The sequence below is a fragment of the Coprococcus intestinalis genome (assembly GCF_023656595.1).
Lineage (GTDB): Bacteria > Bacillota > Clostridia > Lachnospirales > Lachnospiraceae > Coprococcus_A > Coprococcus_A intestinihominis.
In genome coordinates this window covers 98,914-117,674 of the sequence record NZ_JAMOKJ010000012.1, presented here as the reverse complement: position 1 = coordinate 117,674, position 18,761 = coordinate 98,914, and the positions used below count along the sequence as shown (strand labels likewise).

The window sequence follows — 18,761 nt, the reverse complement described above, 5'->3', positions numbered from 1 at the left end:
CAAAATTTCAAAAAACAGGTATAAAATGCTTGCATTTTTAAAACTGTTTTTGAAATTTTATTTGGCGGATACGCCACACCGACGAAATGCGTAGCATTTTGGAGGTTGGCTCTGAACAGTTACGTTATTTTAATTTGAATTCCATGTAAACAGGGTCATGGTCTGAATAGCTATATCCTGTATCCACATTCTCATATGTCAGACATTCGATATTATCCGACACAATAAAACCATCCAATGTGACGGTATAAGTTACATCCGGCACATATGCCATATCTGCATTTCTGGCACTGTTCCACATAGCATTACGTTCTTCCTCACTTAAAGCATCAATACAAAATGAGAAATGCTCCGGAAGTGCTTTCCTCGGAAATGGATACGCCCATGATTCATGTTCTTCCTCATCACCATCAGAAGCCTTCAGATCATGATTAAAATCGCCGCCGCATAATACATAGTTGCCGACTTCATATTCTTTCTGCATATCCGCACTGAGCATGGCAATCTGTCCTTCGCGAATTGCATCACTGTTGCCGTATGCTGACATATGTAAGGCAAAAATAACAAGTTCCTTGCCATTGTCTACCGGCACCCTTGAAATGCTGTAACATCTGTCCAGATCTAAGAATTTGCTGAAGGATGTCGATATCGGCAAGCTTCTTCTCAAAGCGGATGTCACCGGATACTTTGAAAACAATCCGATGCCGGATTTGCTGCTTCCATGCGGCTGTGTAAACGGATAAAAAAGAAATGCCGAATCATAATTCTGCGCAAATACATAGTAATCGTTCGGAAAGCAATTCCTCAGTATATCATATTCATTCACATGATAGCTCCTTGTAGAATCCAGATCGATTTCCTCAATCATCGCAAAATCCGGATTCAAAGATGCTGCCAGATCACCTGCTCCCTGAACAGTATCTAAAACACAATCTTTGCTTTTGGCCCAGGATGATTTTCCACCATCCATAAAAAAACTAAAATCCGGTGTATATGCACCAAAACCGATATTGTAAGTTAAGGCACTGTACTGCTCTCCGGTTGTCAGCTTCTTCGTCTCCTGCTGCCCGCCTTCATCTGAGGTCTCCACCTGTAAAGCCAGATTATCCTCGATTCTGTGATAGCTTATAACAAGATAAAGCAGATAAATCACTAAAATAAGAATTACTGCCAGCAAGATTATACCTGCTGTTTTTAAAATTCTCTTTGCTGTTTCATTCATTTCTTTGACCCGTACCTATTCTAAAATCTATGTATCCTAAATTCTACAAATACCAATTATTATCCTTAGGTTGTCCAGCAAAATTCTCTTCCAGCATTCTGATATGACTGATCAGCGATGGATCATCAAAGAATCTTGCTCCTGTTGGACATTTGCGGACACAGGCGTGACATTTGATACAAACTCCCGTCACTTCTTCAACATTCTCTCTTGAAATGCTTCCCATTGGACAGACTTCAGCACATATCTTGCAACGCGTACATATCTCATTATGTACTTTTGGCTTTGCTTTCAAGAAGTTGGCCGGTGTACCATCTGCCTCAAGGGGCTTATAATAAGGCCCAACCGGGTTGCTTCCCGGAAGTCTAAGATCATTATAGTTCTCCGGTTGCGTCATGATCTTATGGACCACATCCGCGCCAAACTGTCCGGCTGCCTTCAAATCTTCTGTTCCCGGTCTGCCTGCCGATAAAATATCCGACATGACATGCCGAGTCACAGCACTTCCCGCGCCATATACCTTAAAACCATTCTCCTGCAGCAGCAGATAGGCCTCCATGACGGAATGATCAATACTCCTGCCGCCGTAAGTCATCACAATCGCAGCTGAAGCGCCGTGTCCGCAAATTCTGTCACGAATAAAAGGCATGATTTTGTTCGGAATTCGTCCGGCATACGTCGGACATCCAAAAATAACCAAATCTTCCTCTCCAAAACAAAACGGATGCTCTCTCTTGTCCGGAAGCGTAAAATCATACACATGAATCTCGCCAATCTTCAGCACCCCTGCTGCGCCTTCAGCTACTGCCATCGTTACCTGCTTCGTCTTTCCCGATGGACTGAAATAAACCGCCCAAATATGTTTTATCATCTGTCCCCACTCCCCGTTTTATTTTACTAAATGATCCAGATAATGAAGCAAAAATCTCTCTGCCAGTGAATTCTTCTTGATATTGGCTCTTGCTTCATCAAATGTAAACCACTTGAAATTGTCTACTTCTTCATTGACCTTCAAATCTTCCGGATGCTCGATCATACATGCAAAATTCACCATCAGTGTATTAGATGGTTCAAAGAAAGAAGTCTTATTGAACTGCAAACGATCCACCGTCATACCTGTTTCTTCAAATACTTCTCTCTTCACCGCTGCCTCAGCATCTTCCCCGCGTGAAATATAACCTGCTACAAGAATGTAATCCGGTCTTCCATACTGCTTGATCAATAAAATCTTCTGATTCTTCACATCTATGCAGATCATACTGACTGCCGTATTGAAAATCGGAAAATGAAACTGGTTACATTGACTGCAGAAAGGGATCTCCCCTTCATTCTCAAGGTGGCGCAATTCAAGCTTTGTACCACACTCCATACAATAATTCATCATTGGTTTATCCTCCAAATAATCTGGAAATTCTTACTGAATTTCTTGATACTAATTATACAAATACTCCGCCAGAAACACAAGAAAAACGTCATAGACATCTTCACTGTCCATATCTTCAAAATCTATTCTAATACCCTGCCTGTGCATATAAAATCATATAAATCCTTGACATTTCTAATGCCAATAACCCGAATACCGGTATTGCTCCTGATGTACTTCATATTACTCTGAGGAATGCAGCATACTTTAAATCCCAGTTTCTCTGCTTCCCGTACTCTTTGTTCTGCCTGACTGACAGCTCTTACCTCTCCTGTCAATCCCACTTCACCAAAAATCATCGTATCCGATTCAACGGCTGCATTGCGATAACTGGAGATAACAGCTGCTACAATCGCCAAATCAATGGCCGGTTCATTCAGACGCATACCGCCGGCCAGATTGATATAGGCATCACAGCCGGCCAGTTTGAGTCCCAAACGTTTCTCCAGCACTGCCAGCAAAAGATTCACTCTGTTATAGTCCGTACCAGCAGCTGTACGCCTCGGAATCTGAAAATTCGTCTGACAGACAAGGGCCTGCACCTCCAGCATCAGCGGTCTTGTACCTTCCATGGCACACGCCACAACAGACCCTGCTGTACCTTCCGGTCGACCGCTGAGCATAAATTCCGACGGATTCTTCACTTCTGTCAATCCCTCACTGCACATCTCAAATACACCAATCTCATTGGTAGAGCCAAATCGATTCTTCACAGCCCGAAGCAGTCGATATGAAGCATGTCGGTCACCTTCAAAATACAGAACCGTATCCACCATATGTTCAAGCACACGCGGTCCGGCAACCACCCCTTCCTTTGTCACATGTCCGACAATAAAAATCGCAATATTCTCCCGCTTAGCCAGCTGCATCAGTACACTGGTAGCTTCTCTGACCTGGCTGACACTTCCGGCTCCGGAACTGATAGCTTCACGATACATTGTCTGAATGGAGTCGATGATCACCACTTCCGGTTTATACTTCAGAATCGTCTCCTGTATCACATCCAGATTCGTCTCACACAGCATCGCCAGATCATTCTTAAACACCCCTAGACGATCTGCACGCAGCCTGATCTGCTGCAGTGATTCCTCTCCCGACACATAAACTGTCCGACAGCTCTGTTCTGACAGACATCTGCTCATCTGAAGCAATAATGTGGATTTGCCGATACCCGGATCACCGCCGACTAACACAAGGGATCCCGGCACAATACCACCACCAAGGACTCTGTCAAATTCCGAAATTCCCGTTGGTCTGCGCTTCTCATCACTTGAATGAACCGATGACAGCAGCACCGGTTCGGAAGCTTTTGCCTGATGTCTAATACCGCCGGAAGCCGTACTCCCCTTTCCAATGGTTGGTTCCTCAACAAAGGTATTCCATGCTTTGCAGGCGGGACACTGTCCCAGCCATTTAGCTGATTCGTATCCGCATTCCTGACAAAAAAATATATTCTTGCTCTTAGCCATTTAACTACTCCCGTTTCCTATAACCCTACTTCTTATCCAAAACTTTCTGTACTCACAACCCATTCTGAGCCTCTATCATCTCAAAAAACGAAAAGATACTGCAAATTCACGCATTGTGTCATCTGCAGTATCTTTTGTTCACTTAATGAATGGTCTATTGCGAAGAATCTTCCTTCTCTCCGCTATCTACACTCTGACAACCTTCACATGCTTCTGTGCAGATCCCAGTTCAACACTCAATACAAGCTTGCCACCAAGATTCGTTGTCATACGTCCGATATTCACATCATCCACAAAAACTTCATATTCCTGTTCAGCTTCCAGTTCCAGTGTAATCTGCGTATCTTCAAAGCCTTCGACTTCAAATTCCGTTCTGACATCCGTTTCTTCGAAATCGAATACAGATGTTCCCGGTACAGATTCATATACAAATAATTCGTTCTTCTCAAGCTTCGTAATGTCACGGTATGTCTTCACCTTGTACATATCACCATGAAACTCGAAATCAGAGACCTTCTTCTTGGCATTCAGTGTATAATCACCAAAGCTTAAGCCATTTTCGTTCTCAACACGAATTAATTCTTCAACAACTGCCATGTCCTTATCCTCCAGTCACATACATCTCTGTGTATGTTTATCACTTGTTCATAATTCAGGTAAAACTGCCTGCCATCCTATTATACATGAAAATAGGCCGCATGACCAGAGTCTTTATTATTTTCTAACAAATTTAATATGATTTTCATCCATTTCAAGTGCAACGGTATCTCCCTGGGCAAACTTTCCATCCAGATATTCTTCTGCCATGGCATCTTCAATCTCATTCTGGATCACTCTTCTGAGCGGACGTGCACCATAATTCTCATCAAACCCTTTTTCTGCCAGATGATCGCGGACAGCTTCAGAAACCACAGTTTCAACTCCCAGCTGCTCCTTAATTCTTTTGCTGATTGTCTTCAGCATAATATCCGCTATATCCTTGACATTCTCCTTCGTCAGCGGATGGAAAACAATCGTCTCATCGATACGATTTAAAAACTCCGGTTTAAAAAGGTGTTTCACTTCATCCATGACACCGGCTTTCATCTTCTGATAATCTGCTTCATGTGTATCACCCACTGAAAATCCCAGTTTCTTCGGTGTGACAATATTGGCTGCTCCGGCATTTGAAGTCATGATGATCACTGTATTCTTGAAATCAATTTTTCTTCCCTGAGAATCTGTAATATGACCGTCATCGAGAACTTGCAGAAGAATATTGAAAATATCCGGGTGTGCCTTCTCAATCTCATCAAACAGTAAAACCGAGTAAGGATTCCGTCTGATCTTCTCACTGAGCTGTCCTCCCTCATCATAGCCGACGTATCCCGGAGGTGATCCAATAAGTTTAGACACACTGTGTTTCTCCATATATTCTGACATATCAACCCGGATCATGGCATCCTCCTTGCCGAACATTGCCTCTGCCAGCGCCTTGGACAATTCCGTTTTGCCGACACCTGTAGGTCCCAGGAACAAGAATGAACCAATCGGGCGCTTCGGATCTTTCAGACCGACTCTGCCACGTCGGATGGCTTTGGCCACTGCACTTACGGCTTCCTCCTGACCGATCACACGTTCATGCAGAATCGATTCAAGTTTTCTCAGGCGTTCTGACTCTTCTTCTTCAAGCTTTCTGACCGGGATTTTGGTCCAACTGGCCACAATGTCTGCTACTTCGTTCTCTCCAACGATCAACTGCTCGCTGCTACGAACCTTTTCCCACTCGCTGTTAAGGCGGATCATCTCATCATTTAATTCCTTTTGCATCTTCTTGATCTCACTGGCCCGTTCATAGGCTTCATCCTTAATAGCCTGCTCTTTCTCTTCCTCAAGTTCCGCTACCTTTTTCTCTAATTCTTTTACTTTTGGGGATGATGTGTAAGAGCTCAGTCTTACCTTGGAGCACGCTTCATCGATCAGATCAATGGCCTTATCCGGAAGAAAACGATCATTGATATACCTTGCAGACAAATGAACAGCTGCCTCCAGAGCCTCATCTGTAATGGTCACGTGATGATGATTCTCATACGCCCCCTTCAGACCAATCAGAATCTCAACGGCTTCCTCCTCAGATGGTTCCTCCACCATTACCGGCTGAAAACGACGTTCAAGGGCCGCATCCTTCTCAATATGCTTCCTATATTCTTCAATGGTCGTGGCACCGATAATCTGCAGTTCACCTCTGGCCAGTGACGGTTTCAGGATATTGGCCGCATCAATGGCACCTTCCGCACCGCCGGCACCGATAATCGTGTGAATTTCATCGATGAAAAGCAAAATATTGCCATCTTCTTTGACTTCATTGATCACGCGTTTAATGCGCTCTTCAAATTCACCCCGGTACTTTGAACCGGCCACCATGCCGGAAATATCCAGTGTCAGAACCCGCTTGTCCTTGATTGTCTCAGGTACATTACCGCTGATAATCTTCTGTGCCAGTCCTTCCGCAACAGCGGTTTTGCCAACACCAGGCTCACCAATCAGGCAAGGATTGTTCTTCGTTCTTCTGGAAAGTATCTGAATCACCCGCTGAATCTCATCATGACGTCCAATCACCGGATCCAGTTTGCCCTCTCTGGCATAGGCCGTCAGATCTCTGCTGTACTGATCAACCATTAAAGGTTCATTCTTTCTCCGCGACTTGCCCTTGGCCGACGACATATCTGCCTTCGCTGCCCTGGCATCCATACCGATACCAAGTACAATATCCTGATAAACCTTCTGGGCCTGCACACCAAGGGAATATAACAACTGTGCCGCAACACAATCTGTTTCTCTTAATATGGCAATCAAAAGATGTTCCGTTCCTATGGCCGAAGCTCTGAACCGCATGGCTTCACGGTTAGCGATCTCCAGAATACGGCGGCTTCGCGGTGTGTATTCTTCCGGCTCTGCCACCATTGTCTGACTGCCCTGAATCAGCTGACTGACCATGTGCAATACCTTCTCCTCTGTCACATCATGATCTTCCAGCACCTGGCATGCCAGTCCCTCTTTTTCTCGCAGCAATCCAATCAGAATATGTTCTGTTCCGATATAACTGTGATTCAGTTCTGCTGCAACCTCCTTTGAATAATGCATCACATTGGCTGCCATTTGTGTAAATCTATATTGCATAAAAATAAAAGCCTCCTGTTGTACATTTTATCTCTCACTAAGAAGAAACTGCTTCTGATGCATCAAGCACCGGCAAATTTCTCCGAATATAATCTGCCCGGGCCCTCCCGCGCTCACTGCTGCTGATATTCTTCTCAGCACTTGCTGACAAAACAGCATCCGCCATATTCAGCATAACAGCAAAAGGGCATATCTCTGCCTGTTCCGGCCAAATATGATACAGATCACCGGCATGGAGCAGCGACAGACAGGCCATGGTCTCATCATATCCAAGCTTTCTGGCATACTTAATCAAACCATAGGCACGATACATGGGATCCACCTGACTCAGACGGTCCTCGTTGAAACACTGTCTGGCAAGTGCCTCCTCCTGCTCCGCCAACTGCCCCGCCAGATGTTCCAGTGCAGAAGTGATCTCGCTTTCAGAAAGGCCCAGAGTCTTTCTGTTGCGCATCCTGTAAACACTGCCCGGTGCCTCTGTCTGCCCGTCAAAATGCGGTCTCAGTGTAAATCCATACTGACTGATCTGTTTCTCTATCTGATGCATCACGGATTTCTTCTCCAGATACGGCAGATGCAGCAGATATGATGCAGACATTCCTGTTCCCATATAAAGTGGACTGGAAGTCAGATAGCCATACTTCTTACTGAAGGCATATTTCAAATACTGATTCAGACAATCATCCACCTGCCCCGCCAGTGCCATGGCTTCCTGTATATGATTGCCTGGACAGGATACCTGTATACAAAGATGTTCCTTGCCATTGACAAGTACCGAAATGGATTCATCCTCTGATATAAGGATTCCCGCTTCATGGCCCTTTTCAAACATCTGCGGCGGAATGGCCAATTTCCCGATCAATGCCTGCTGCTCGTAATCTCTGACCTCAGAAAAGTTAATAAACACAAACTTCTTCTGAAGAACCTCTTCTGATTGACGTACCGCATAACACACGGCTGCCATCAGGGCTTTCTGTTCTTCCTCGTTCATCTTCGCTTCAAAAGGATACCCCATAATATTGCGGACCAGGTATACCTGACCGCCTATAATCGGTCCCTGATTGCACGCTTCCATTTCATACCATTTACGCATGTTCATCCGCCTCTTTTCTGCCGGCTCTGATTATATCACGGATTCTGGCCGCCTCTTCATATTCTTCCTTCGCCACAGCCCGCTTCAATGCCGCCCGGAGTTCTTCCTCTGTTGAACCGGCATCTACTGTAAATGCGATGTCCTGTTCAACATCCTTCATCTCAGCGTGATCAGCATCTGCTGTGATCGACGGGATATGTACCGTCTCCCCGCCATAAAGCGGTTCCTTACCTGTATGTTCACAATTGCCCTGTATCTTCTTCAGATAACCATCCAATACAAAGTTGAATGTCTTATAACAATCCGGACACCCAAAGGTACCATATTTCAAAAATTCATTATATGTCATATGGCAGGACGGACAAACAAGATTCGTCTTCTTCAGATTCTCTTCATCATCTGTCTCCTGGCGCTTTCCAAGGACACTTGCCAGTAAATTCGCCAAAAATGATGTATCCGTCAAAGAAACAAATGAATGATCCATGCCGGTCTCCTTGGCCGCACAGGCCTCACACAAATGGAGTTCCTTCTTCTCGCCATTAATAATCTCTGTATAAAAAACGACCGCCTCGTTCTCATGACATCCATCACAAAGCATACGCTATCCCTCCTCCGGATAATTCGCCGGCTGTTCATAATAATCATAGATCATATCGATCATCTCATGCACTTCATCTCTTGTAATTCCCTTGCACATGGCACCTGCCAGCATCACCTGCAGATCTCTGAGCAATTTATTGCGCGCCGATGCCTTATTGCAGTCTATGGCTATAACAGCACCTTTCCTCCGGTCCAGCTTCACATAGCCTTCCTGTCTCAATACCGTATATGCCTTATTCACTGTATGCATGTTGATACCCACACGGTCAGCCAGTTGTCTCACCGACGGCAGTGAATCCCCCGCCGAAAGCTGAGACGTGGCGATACCGATGACGATCTGATTACGCAGCTGTATATACAAGGCTTCATCACTGTTAAAATCTATCTCCAGTATCATATGCTCACCTTCTCTTATGATTATATTATATTCTGTTCAGGCCTCATCTGTGAGTCCTGAAGGACGGACAGCATCTCCTGCACCTATTATCTGGCATCAAACATTGTCCATCTGTTATACATATTGTAACACAGATATCATAAAAATCAATCTCTTTTTGCACTACTTATTCTTCCCACAATCTGATACAGACGAACCGCGGCGATAACCGTTACTGCTGCATTGGCCCAAAATACGCCTTCAATATAACCATAAATCCCCATTTTGGGCATCATGACAACCACACCGAACAACCGGATACCCGAAGCAATCACATGATGCAGCAATGTTTCGTTCATTTTTCCAAGCCCATTTAGCGCACCTGCTAACAAAGACTGAATGTACATAAGCGGACAGAGAATCGCAAAAGACTGTATGTATCCCCCTGCCTCAATATCGTTAAAAAGCAGACTGCCAATCTGATTACCGCAGCCCCCAAAAACTAACCCTGAAAAAAGCCCCAGAAGCAGACAATATTCCAGGCTTTTCTTAATTGCTCCCGACACTGCCCGGTAATCATGAACTTCCTCTGCCTCCGCTACTGCCGGCAGCAAAAGTGATGCCATTGCATTGGTCACTGTATTTGGAAACAGAATAACCGGCAGCACAATGCCCGTAACAATGCCAAACACAGACAGTGCACTTTCTGTATCTCCATAATATTTTGCCAGCATCACAGGCATCAGAATCATTTCTGTACTTTGCAGTAATGTCACTGATACTCTGTTAGCTGTCAAAAGACCGCCATACTGCCACAATTGTCGGAGGATTTTTCTGATCGGCTCCCCGCTCCCTGATCCCCCATTTTGACTTCGAATACTAAATCGATAACAAATCCAAGTTAAAAAGCAGGAAAATATTTCCCCCGCTGCCAATCCCCAGACCGCAACAGAAGCATCAATTTTTCCCTTTTGGTACATCATTGCACCCAGTAGATAAATGGTCACAACTCTGACAACCTGCTCTAAAAGCTGCGTCACTGCCGGAACTGCAGTATGTCTGATACCATAAAAATAACCGCCGACACAAGTATGTACTGCTGCAAAAGGAAAGGCAATTGCCATAATCACCAGATATCCCCGACAACTGATATCCTTTAAAATCCACCGACTGATAGGCTCAGAAAAAGCAATAACACAGCCGCTGCTCAGTAATGCTACAATCAGCGACATAATCCCAGCCGATTTTATTGTCTGTCTGATTGCCTTTTTCTTGCCTGTGCCGTGATAAGCCGCCACCATTTTCGACACAGCCACCTGTATCCCCGCGCAGCTGACTGCCATACAAAACATAAAAATCGGAAATATCAGCTGATAACGCCCCAGTTCTGCATTGGATATCAAATTTGCCAGATAAACCCTGTTAAAAAAGCCAAGCAGCCGGGCTGCAAACCCGGCTGCTGTTAATATCAGAGTTCCTTTAATCAGTTCTCTTTTTACTGACATGACCGGCACCATCCATTTTTTATCTATTCTATGAATGACGGCCTAAATCATGTCTTGTTATTGTAATTTCCATCCAAAGATATATTCGCTGTTCTGCCCGAAAGCACCTCCTGTCGGATTAAAAATCAATCCTGTATCCTTCAAACTATTTTCATAAGTCAAAAAAGCACAATCAATGTCCTTACATTCCCCAGGTGCCAGACTAAATTCAAAAAATGATTTCTCACGCTCATCTTCTGTTGTATACTGCACATTCGTCATATAAATCATCCATTCTGGTACCCCATTTTTATAATCCGGTATCATATCATAATCTATGGTCACACGATTGCTGAGCTCTTTGATTCCTTTCAATGAAAGCGTATTCATATAATATTCCTGTGTCTCTTCCGTTGTGTTCACAATCTTACAGGACACCTTCACCAATACCACCTGATTTTCTTCAGATCCTTCATGTATGCCATTTTCGTCTTTTATATCCGTCACTCCATTAATGGCCTTTAAATTTCCCGACTCATCTGCAAATGGTGCTATTTTTCCACCATAATCACTGAAATCTTCTTTCGATAAATCTGCTATATTTGTAAGTACCTGAATATTTTTAACTGTTAATTCGCCTTCATCTCCATCACCTGTTGCCCATGCCACTGTATCACCTGTCTGACACATATGATTTGCAGGAATTGATTCTTCCGGCAGTACATTGCCATCTGTCACATCTTCATCACTGATAATTTCCGCATATTCTCCAGTCTCTGTCACAATCATTCCCTCTGCAATTTTCAATAGTTCATCCATGGAAATGTCTTCATCATCCGAATACAATGTATACATAGCACCTTCATTATTATAAAGCACCTGAATCGCTTCTTTTATATTACTTTCCTCTCCCATCTGATAGCAATAGGCCTCTTTGCCGTTAATCGTTGTTTTTGTACGATTCTCAAGATACTCAAAGGTTGTATCAAGACCCTGCCACTGCATGACATAAAACCCTTTGCCACCATACTCACCATTTTTTGAATAATATCTCGGCTGCCATTCCTTATATTCCTCCGGCACATATCCAAATTGATAACTTAGTACCGCAACCTTACTGTCTTTTTCACTTTCTCCATTCAAATTAACAGAAACAACATTTCCCCTCTGTTCTCTATCCACCAGGAAATATCTGCCGGCAGCATAAGTTGTCACCGATACGCCTCCGATCAGCAATATCAAAGCTGCTGCCACTGTGCTTTTACGCCATCCGTGTTTTGCTGATTTTATCTGATTTTTATTTTCTTTTCCGTCCATGTTTTTCTTCTCAATTTCAAACATCATCCGCTCATCATTTTCTTCCGCTGCACAAATACTATCCAACAGCGCTGTTTGTTTTTGTCTGTAGCTGTCTGAAAAACGATGTACCTCTGTATGATTCTTTTCTGCTTTCTCTAATTCATCCAGTGCATTTTCCATCCCAGTAAGATATAACCATTCATCCAAGTTTTTGTTTAACATCCTCGTCCTCTCCTTTCGCTATAATTTCTTTCACACGCTTTCTGGCTCTGGATAGCCGTTTATAAACATTATCCGTACTAATGCCAAGTATCTCTCCGATATCACTCACAGGCATACCATCATAACATCTCATTTCAATAATTTTCCTATCATCACTCGACAATTGTCCAATAATCTTTTTCAACATTTCCCCGGCTGACAATGTCGCCAAATAAACTTCCACAGGATTATGTTTATCTTCTATCCAGTCTTCTTCTGAATCCAGAATATAGGTATTTTCCCTTTTATTTTTACGATAAATATCAATGGCAGCACTCTTAATCACACGCACAATCAAAATCTTTGTCTTTTCATCATTCACATTCTTGCATCTTGACAAATACGGGACCATTCTAACAAAAGCCTCATGGACTGCATCTTCCGCCTGCCAGTCATTATGCAGAATAGCATTTGCAATTCCAAACATCTTCTGCTCATAGGTTTCATATAATTCTGTCATTGTCTGCCGGTCCGCTGCCGCATCAATTGTTTTCTTTCTCTTTTCCGGCATTTTTAACACCTCCTGTCCTTATTAATCATTGAAACATGCTTCTGCCAATAATAACGAAACACTCCCTGTTTTCTGACGGGATAATTCGGTTTTTATCATTATTTTATCGTAACTGTTCAGAGCCAACCGCCAAAATGCTACGCATTTCATACCTGTTTTTTGAAATTTTGCTTGGCTCTGAACAGTTACATTTTATCATTTATATTGAAAAAACTGCCACGCAAACGAAGTGACAGTCTTTTCAATATTGATGATACTAATATTAATAATGCTATTTATGGTAAGGTTCATGATTAATAATTCGATAGCTCCGATAAATCTGCTCCAGCAAAATGACACGCATCATCTGATGCGGAAATGTCATTGGTGAAAAACTAAGTTTTTCATCGGCACGGTTTAAAACTGCCGGAGCCAAACCAAGAGAACCGCCGATGACAAAAGTCAAATGACTTTCACCACCGATTCCAAGCTTCTCAATTCTCGCCGCCAGCTCCTCGGAACTGCGCATTTTCCCTTCAATGGCCAGAGCGATCACATAACTATCGTCTTTAATCGACTTTAAGATACGTTCGCCCTCTTTTTCCTTAATCTGCAGTTCCAGGGCTTCACTGGCTTTGTCCGGCGTCTTCTCATCAGCCACTTCGATGATTTCTAATTTACAATAACGGCTTAACCGCTTACTATATTCTTCAATGGCCTGTACAAAAAATTTTTCTTTAATTTTACCGACTGTTACTAATGTAATTCTCATGCTTTCTCCATTCTGTATGTCATCCAGAGTTCTTCCATTTCCTCTCTCGGCAATGTTTTCAAATCTCCCACCAATGAAAGGCTCATCTGACTCAGATCAAAATGTTTCTGAACAAAGGTCCGTACTTCTTCAGCCGTTACCTGCCCTATCTTTTCTGCCGCTTCTTCCACAGTCTCTATCGTTTCCCCATGAATATAGGATTTGCCGTAATTGCTGATTCTATTGTACGTGCTCTCATCCGATATAATCAGGTCTGTTTTCACGGATTCCTTCACAATATACAGCTCCCGATCAGATACCAGCTCTTTTTTCAACTTCTGAATAATATCCACAACCGCTTTCAATACCGGCCTGACCTGATTCGGATGAACCGCCGCATAAATATGAAAAAGTCCGCCTTTTTCATAGGAACCGCCATAAGAATAAATGGCATAGCTTAATCCCATTTCCTCACGGATTGTCTGAAAAAGTCTTGAGTTCACATTACCGCCCAGCAGACTGTTGACAACACTGAGTATGTATCTCTCAGGATCATAGTAATCCAGAGATTCAAAGGCTATAATCATATGAACCTGTTCCACATCCTTATGCTGCATATAAAGGGATGGATAGTATTTTGCCTTTGCAATCTGCGCATTGGCTTCCAAAAGCGAGACTTTATTCCCCGGCGCAATGCCTCCAAAACAATTCTCCAGTGCTTCAAGGGCTTTTGCTTCCTCAAAATAGCCGGATATAGCGATTGTCATTCGATCAGCAGTATAATATTGCTTCATAAAATCCAGCACATCCTGTCTCTTAAAGCCAAGTACTGTCTGCTTATCCCCTGAAATCAGATACCCAAGCGAATGTTCTCTCCAGATTACTTCCTGCAGCCGTTCATGGACAATATCTTCCGGGGAATCATCATACATATCGATTTCCTCGGCAATAACCCCCAGTTCTTTTTTCAGATCATTCTCGTCTATTTTGGAATTAGATAACATATCCCCAAGAATATCTATGGCATAAAAAAGATGCTCATACAGCGTCTTCGTGTAAAAGCATGTATATTCTTTCGTCGTATAGGCATCCATATTCCCGCCAATTTCTGTCATGGCATCTGCCAATTCTCTGGCAGTTCGCTTCTCCGTTCCTTTAAACAACATATGTTCAATCACATGTGCCATGCCATTGGTCTGTTTATTCTCATTGACCGAGCCAGCTTTCACCCATACCCCCATAGATACAGAACGATACTGTGGCATATATTCCATTGCAACCTTCAGTCCATTACTTAAATAAAAGGTCTTAACCATTTCTTCACTCTTTCCAGTATAATTTCATTTATTTAATATACCGATTATACTATATCCTGCCTTTGCACGTAAAGAATTTATTTTTCATTTTTATGCAATAGAAAATTCCTCGGAATTTCCCATTGCATAAAAAAGGCCCCGGTGCCTAAGCACCGGAGCCTGTATATTCATTGACTCTGAAAAATTATCTAACGATGAATTATTCAGCTGCTTTCTTGATGTAGCCAGCAAGTCTGTCTTTAGCATCTGCTTCTGTCTTAGCGTACAGAGCTTCTGCTGTTTCTGGGAATCCTTTCTTCAGGGATGCATAACGAACTTCGTTCATGATGAATGCTCTGAAGTCGCCCTTAGGTTCTTTAGTAGAATCAAGGATGAATGGATTCTTGCCCTGAGCTTTAAGTTCTGGGTTGAATCTCCAGCATGACCAGTAACCGCACTCTACAGCTTCTTTAATTCTTGTCTGAGCACCCTTCATACCGCCCTTGATACCATGGTTGATACATGGAGCGTAAGCGATGATGAGTGATGGACCATGATAAGCTTCAGCTTCTTTAAGAGCTTTGATGAACTGGTTCATGTTAGCGCCCATAGCAACCTGTGCTACGTATACATAACCGTAAGAAGCAGCCATCATACCAAGGTCTTTCTTCTTTGTCTTCTTACCTGAAGCAGCAAATTTAGCAACTGCACCTACAGGAGTAGACTTAGAAGCCTGACCACCAGTATTGGAGTAAACTTCTGTATCTACAACGAATACGTTAACGTCTTCGTTGGAAGCAAGTACGTGATCAAGACCGCCGTAACCGATATCGTAAGCCCAGCCGTCACCACCGAAGATCCACTGTGACTTCTTAACTAAGAGGTCATAGCCTTCAACGATAGCATCACAGATTGCTTTAGCTTCTGCATTGTCGCCAGCGTAAGCCTTAGCTGCTGCTAACAGAGCTGCAGATGTAGCCTTAGAAGCTTCGCCTTCTTCCTTAGTATCTAACCAAGCCTGTGCTTCTTCAGCAAGAACGCCAAGATCTACAAGACCTTTGATCTTCTTAGCCAATGCTTCTCTACGATGTTTCTGACCCATGAACATACCTAAACCGAATTCAGCATTATCCTCGAACAGTGAGTTACACCATGCAGGACCCTGACCTTTTTCGTTAGTTGTATATGGCATAGATGGAGCAGAACCACCCCAGATAGATGTACAACCTGTTGCATTAGCAACATACATTCTATCACCGAATAACTGAGTTACAAGTTTGATGTAAGGTGTTTCACCACAACCTGCACATGCGCCTGAGAACTCAAGTAATGGTTTTTCAAACTGTGAACCCTTAACTGTGTATTTGTCCATTGGGTTCTCTTTCTGTGGAAGAGCTACTGCATATTCCCAGTTAGGAGCTTCATCGAGCTGTGTTCCGAGAGGAACCATCTCAAGAGCCTTTGTAGGACAGATGTTTACACAGCTGCCACAACCCAGACAGTCAAGAGGAGATACCTGCATCTTGAACTGATATTTGCCTGCAAGGTTAGCCTTACCTGGAACAGCACCGAAGTTAGCTGGAGCTGCAGCTGCTTCTTCATCTGTTAACAGAACAGGTCTGATTGTTGCATGAGGGCAAACATATGAACACTGGTTACACTGGATACACTTAGCAGCATCCCATACAGGTACGCTGACAGCAACACCACGTTTTTCGTATGCAGCTGTTCCCAGAGGGAAGTGACCATCTTCTCTGCCGTTGAAAGCAGATACTGGTAAAGCATCGCCGTCGCAAGCGTTCATTGGCATTACAACGTCTCTTACGAAATCTGGAACATCCTTAACAACAGGAGCGTCATCAGGACATGTAGCCCAGCTTTCTGGAACAGGAACTTCTACGATCTTATCAAGACCAGCATCTACAGCTGCGAAGTTCTTGTTAACAACATCTTCACCCTTCTTACCATAGGACTTAACGATCATTTCCTTCATATACTTAACAGCTGTATCGATAGGAATGATGTTAGCCAGTTTGAAGAATGCAGCCTGAAGAACGGCATTTGTCTTACCATTTAACTTAAGTTCTTTATCAACATCTTCTGCGTTGATGATGTAGAACTTAACGTGTTTCTGAGCTAACTGATGTTTAACCTTGGATGGCAGTTTTTCATCCAGTTCTTCTGGAGACCAAACTGTATTGAAGAGGAATGTACCACCTTCTTTAATATCGCCAAGGATATCATACATATGGATATAAGCCTGGTTATGACATGCGATAAAGTCAGCTGTCTTAACAAGGTATGTAGAACGGATAGGTGTCTTACCGAAACGAAGATGTGACTGTGTAACACCACCGGACTTCTTGGAATCATAGTGGAAATATGCCTGAGCATACATATCTGTATGGTCACCGATGATCTTGATAGAGTTCTTGTTAGCACCTACAGTACCATCAGAACCAAGACCCCAGAACTTACAGCTTGTTGTACCAGCTGGAGCAACGTCAACTTCAGGGATGATTGGTAAGGAATGACCTGTAACATCATCAACGATACCGATTGTGAAGTTGTTCTTTGGCTGATCTGCTTTCAGGTTCTCATAGATAGAGATGATGGAACCTGGAGTAACGTCCTTAGAACCAAGGCCGTAACGACCGCCAACGATATCATATGTCTTGCCTTCTTTGAATGCTGCTGCACAGACATCAACATATAATGGTTCGCCGTAACCTGTAACTTCCTTAACTCTATCCATAACAGCAATCTTCTTAACTGTTGCAGGAATAGCTTCGAACAGTTTGTCTGCTCTGAAAGGTCTGTACAGATGTACTTTAACGATACCAACTTTTTCGCCTTTAGCTGTCAGGTAATCGATAACTTCTTCAGCTGCTTCACACATAGAACCCATAGCGATGATAACACGATCAGCATCTGGAGCACCATAGTAGTTGAACAGCTTGTATTCACGACCTGTCATCTCGCTGACTTTAGCCATGTATTCTTCTACGATTTCTGGAAGTGCATCGTAGAACTTGTTGCTTGCTTCACGACCCTGGAAGTAAACATCTGGGTTCTGAGCTGTACCTCTCATAACTGGATGTTCTGGGTTCAGAGCGGATTTTCTGAACTCTGCCAGTGCATCGTAATCTACTAATTTAGCTAATTCATCATAATCTGTACATTCAACTTTCTGAATCTCATGAGATGTTCTGAAGCCATCAAAGAAATGAAGGAATGGAACTCTGCCTTTGATTGTAGAAAGATGAGCAACTGCAGCCAGATCCATAACTTCCTGAACGGAGTTAGAACAGAGCATTGCGAAACCTGTCTGACGACATGCCATAACGTCAGAGTGATCGCCGAAAATGTTTAATGCATGATAAGCTAATGCTCTGGCACTTACATGGAATACACAAGGCAATAATTCACCTGCGATCTTATACATGTTAGGGATCATAAGTAATAAGCCCTGGGAAGCTGTATAAGTAGTTGTTAATGCACCTGAAGAAATAGAACCATGAACTGTACCTGAAGCACCTGCCTCAGATTCCATTTCTACTACATCAACAGTCTGACCGAAGATGTTCTTTCTGCCGTTGGCTGCCCAATCGTCAGTTACTTCTGCCATAGGTGAGGATGGTGTGATCGGGAAGATACCAGCAACTTCTGTGAACGCATAAGAAGTCCAAGCAGCAGCTGTGTTACCATCCATAGTTTTCATAACTTTTGCCATGATATTTTTCTCCTTTCTATATATGACCATATCAATAAACACTTTATTGACAGGTAGTCATTCTTCACCATCTATTTTAATACAAGTTGTATAAATCGTCAAGATT

At 43.2% G+C, this 18,761-nt stretch carries 15 protein-coding genes; all 15 read right to left on the bottom strand.

Annotation, left to right across the window (positions count from 1 at the left end; translation table 11 throughout):
• Window positions 1-124: 124 nt before the first annotated feature.
• Window positions 125-1,222, bottom strand: coding sequence for an endonuclease/exonuclease/phosphatase family protein (locus tag NBH03_RS10235; protein WP_250799518.1), 1,098 nt, complete (start codon window positions 1,220-1,222; stop codon window positions 125-127).
• 43 nt (window positions 1,223-1,265) lie between these two features.
• Window positions 1,266-2,093, bottom strand: a complete 828-nt coding sequence (locus tag NBH03_RS10230; RefSeq protein ID WP_250799517.1) for a 4Fe-4S binding protein — start codon at window positions 2,091-2,093, stop codon at window positions 1,266-1,268.
• A gap of 18 nt (window positions 2,094-2,111) precedes the next feature.
• A complete protein-coding gene (locus NBH03_RS10225; RefSeq protein ID WP_250799516.1) occupies window positions 2,112-2,606 on the bottom strand; it encodes an NAD(+) diphosphatase in 495 nt (164 codons plus the stop codon).
• Between the two features lie 122 nt (window positions 2,607-2,728).
• Window positions 2,729-4,114 (bottom strand): DNA repair protein RadA, encoded by a 1,386-nt coding sequence (radA, locus tag NBH03_RS10220; RefSeq protein WP_215690951.1) that lies wholly within the window; start codon window positions 4,112-4,114, stop codon window positions 2,729-2,731.
• A gap of 186 nt (window positions 4,115-4,300) precedes the next feature.
• Entirely contained in the window at window positions 4,301-4,711 is a 411-nt protein-coding gene (locus tag NBH03_RS10215; protein ID WP_117527470.1) for an endosialidase, read from the bottom strand.
• Between the two features lie 117 nt (window positions 4,712-4,828).
• The gene (locus tag NBH03_RS10210; protein WP_250799515.1) at window positions 4,829-7,273 is read right to left on the bottom strand and encodes an ATP-dependent Clp protease ATP-binding subunit; all 2,445 of its coding nucleotides are present in this window, start codon (window positions 7,271-7,273) and stop codon (window positions 4,829-4,831) included.
• Window positions 7,274-7,310: 37 nt separating this feature from the next.
• Window positions 7,311-8,366 carry a hypothetical protein gene (locus NBH03_RS10205; RefSeq protein ID WP_250799514.1) on the bottom strand — a complete coding sequence of 352 codons (1,056 nt, stop codon included), beginning with the start codon at window positions 8,364-8,366 and terminating at the stop codon, window positions 7,311-7,313.
• Entirely contained in the window at window positions 8,359-8,964 is a 606-nt protein-coding gene (locus NBH03_RS10200; RefSeq protein ID WP_117527476.1) for a UvrB/UvrC motif-containing protein, read from the bottom strand. Before NBH03_RS10200 ends, NBH03_RS10205 begins: the two co-directional genes overlap by 8 nt.
• A gap of 3 nt (window positions 8,965-8,967) precedes the next feature.
• The gene (locus NBH03_RS10195; RefSeq protein ID WP_015515486.1) at window positions 8,968-9,363 is read right to left on the bottom strand and encodes a GntR family transcriptional regulator; all 396 of its coding nucleotides are present in this window, start codon (window positions 9,361-9,363) and stop codon (window positions 8,968-8,970) included.
• A 146-nt stretch (window positions 9,364-9,509) separates the two neighbouring features.
• The gene (locus tag NBH03_RS10190) at window positions 9,510-10,847 is read right to left on the bottom strand and encodes a polysaccharide biosynthesis protein (protein ID WP_250799513.1); all 1,338 of its coding nucleotides are present in this window, start codon (window positions 10,845-10,847) and stop codon (window positions 9,510-9,512) included.
• 57 nt (window positions 10,848-10,904) lie between these two features.
• Entirely contained in the window at window positions 10,905-12,347 is a 1,443-nt protein-coding gene (locus tag NBH03_RS10185) for a DUF4367 domain-containing protein (protein WP_250799512.1), read from the bottom strand.
• A complete protein-coding gene (locus NBH03_RS10180) occupies window positions 12,325-12,897 on the bottom strand; it encodes an RNA polymerase sigma factor (protein WP_250799511.1) in 573 nt (190 codons plus the stop codon). The genes NBH03_RS10185 and NBH03_RS10180 overlap by 23 nt, the downstream gene beginning before the upstream one ends.
• Window positions 12,898-13,168: 271 nt before the next feature.
• A complete protein-coding gene (gene rlmH / locus NBH03_RS10175; RefSeq protein WP_250799510.1) occupies window positions 13,169-13,648 on the bottom strand; it encodes a 23S rRNA (pseudouridine(1915)-N(3))-methyltransferase RlmH in 480 nt (159 codons plus the stop codon).
• Window positions 13,645-14,943 carry a M16 family metallopeptidase gene (locus NBH03_RS10170; protein ID WP_250799509.1) on the bottom strand — a complete coding sequence of 433 codons (1,299 nt, stop codon included), beginning with the start codon at window positions 14,941-14,943 and terminating at the stop codon, window positions 13,645-13,647. Before NBH03_RS10170 ends, rlmH begins: the two co-directional genes overlap by 4 nt.
• A 199-nt stretch (window positions 14,944-15,142) precedes the next feature.
• A complete protein-coding gene (gene nifJ, locus NBH03_RS10165) occupies window positions 15,143-18,655 on the bottom strand; it encodes a pyruvate:ferredoxin (flavodoxin) oxidoreductase (RefSeq protein WP_221718738.1) in 3,513 nt (1,170 codons plus the stop codon).
• Window positions 18,656-18,761 lie beyond the last annotated feature (106 nt).

Coding starts and splice junctions, on each gene's coding strand:
- NBH03_RS10235 (WP_250799518.1), bottom strand. CDS start 1,222: ATGAATGAAACAGCAAAGAGAATTTTAAAAACAGCAGGTATAATCTTG.
- NBH03_RS10230 (WP_250799517.1), bottom strand. CDS start 2,093: ATGATAAAACATATTTGGGCGGTTTATTTCAGTCCATCGGGAAAGACG.
- NBH03_RS10225 (WP_250799516.1), bottom strand. CDS start 2,606: ATGATGAATTATTGTATGGAGTGTGGTACAAAGCTTGAATTGCGCCAC.
- radA (WP_215690951.1), bottom strand. CDS start 4,114: ATGGCTAAGAGCAAGAATATATTTTTTTGTCAGGAATGCGGATACGAA.
- NBH03_RS10215 (WP_117527470.1), bottom strand. CDS start 4,711: ATGGCAGTTGTTGAAGAATTAATTCGTGTTGAGAACGAAAATGGCTTA.
- NBH03_RS10210 (WP_250799515.1), bottom strand. CDS start 7,273: ATGCAATATAGATTTACACAAATGGCAGCCAATGTGATGCATTATTCA.
- NBH03_RS10205 (WP_250799514.1), bottom strand. CDS start 8,366: ATGCGTAAATGGTATGAAATGGAAGCGTGCAATCAGGGACCGATTATA.
- NBH03_RS10200 (WP_117527476.1), bottom strand. CDS start 8,964: ATGCTTTGTGATGGATGTCATGAGAACGAGGCGGTCGTTTTTTATACA.
- NBH03_RS10195 (WP_015515486.1), bottom strand. CDS start 9,363: ATGATACTGGAGATAGATTTTAACAGTGATGAAGCCTTGTATATACAG.
- NBH03_RS10190 (WP_250799513.1), bottom strand. CDS start 10,847: ATGTCAGTAAAAAGAGAACTGATTAAAGGAACTCTGATATTAACAGCA.
- NBH03_RS10185 (WP_250799512.1), bottom strand. CDS start 12,347: ATGTTAAACAAAAACTTGGATGAATGGTTATATCTTACTGGGATGGAA.
- NBH03_RS10180 (WP_250799511.1), bottom strand. CDS start 12,897: ATGCCGGAAAAGAGAAAGAAAACAATTGATGCGGCAGCGGACCGGCAG.
- rlmH (WP_250799510.1), bottom strand. CDS start 13,648: ATGAGAATTACATTAGTAACAGTCGGTAAAATTAAAGAAAAATTTTTT.
- NBH03_RS10170 (WP_250799509.1), bottom strand. CDS start 14,943: ATGGTTAAGACCTTTTATTTAAGTAATGGACTGAAGGTTGCAATGGAA.
- nifJ (WP_221718738.1), bottom strand. CDS start 18,655: ATGGCAAAAGTTATGAAAACTATGGATGGTAACACAGCTGCTGCTTGG.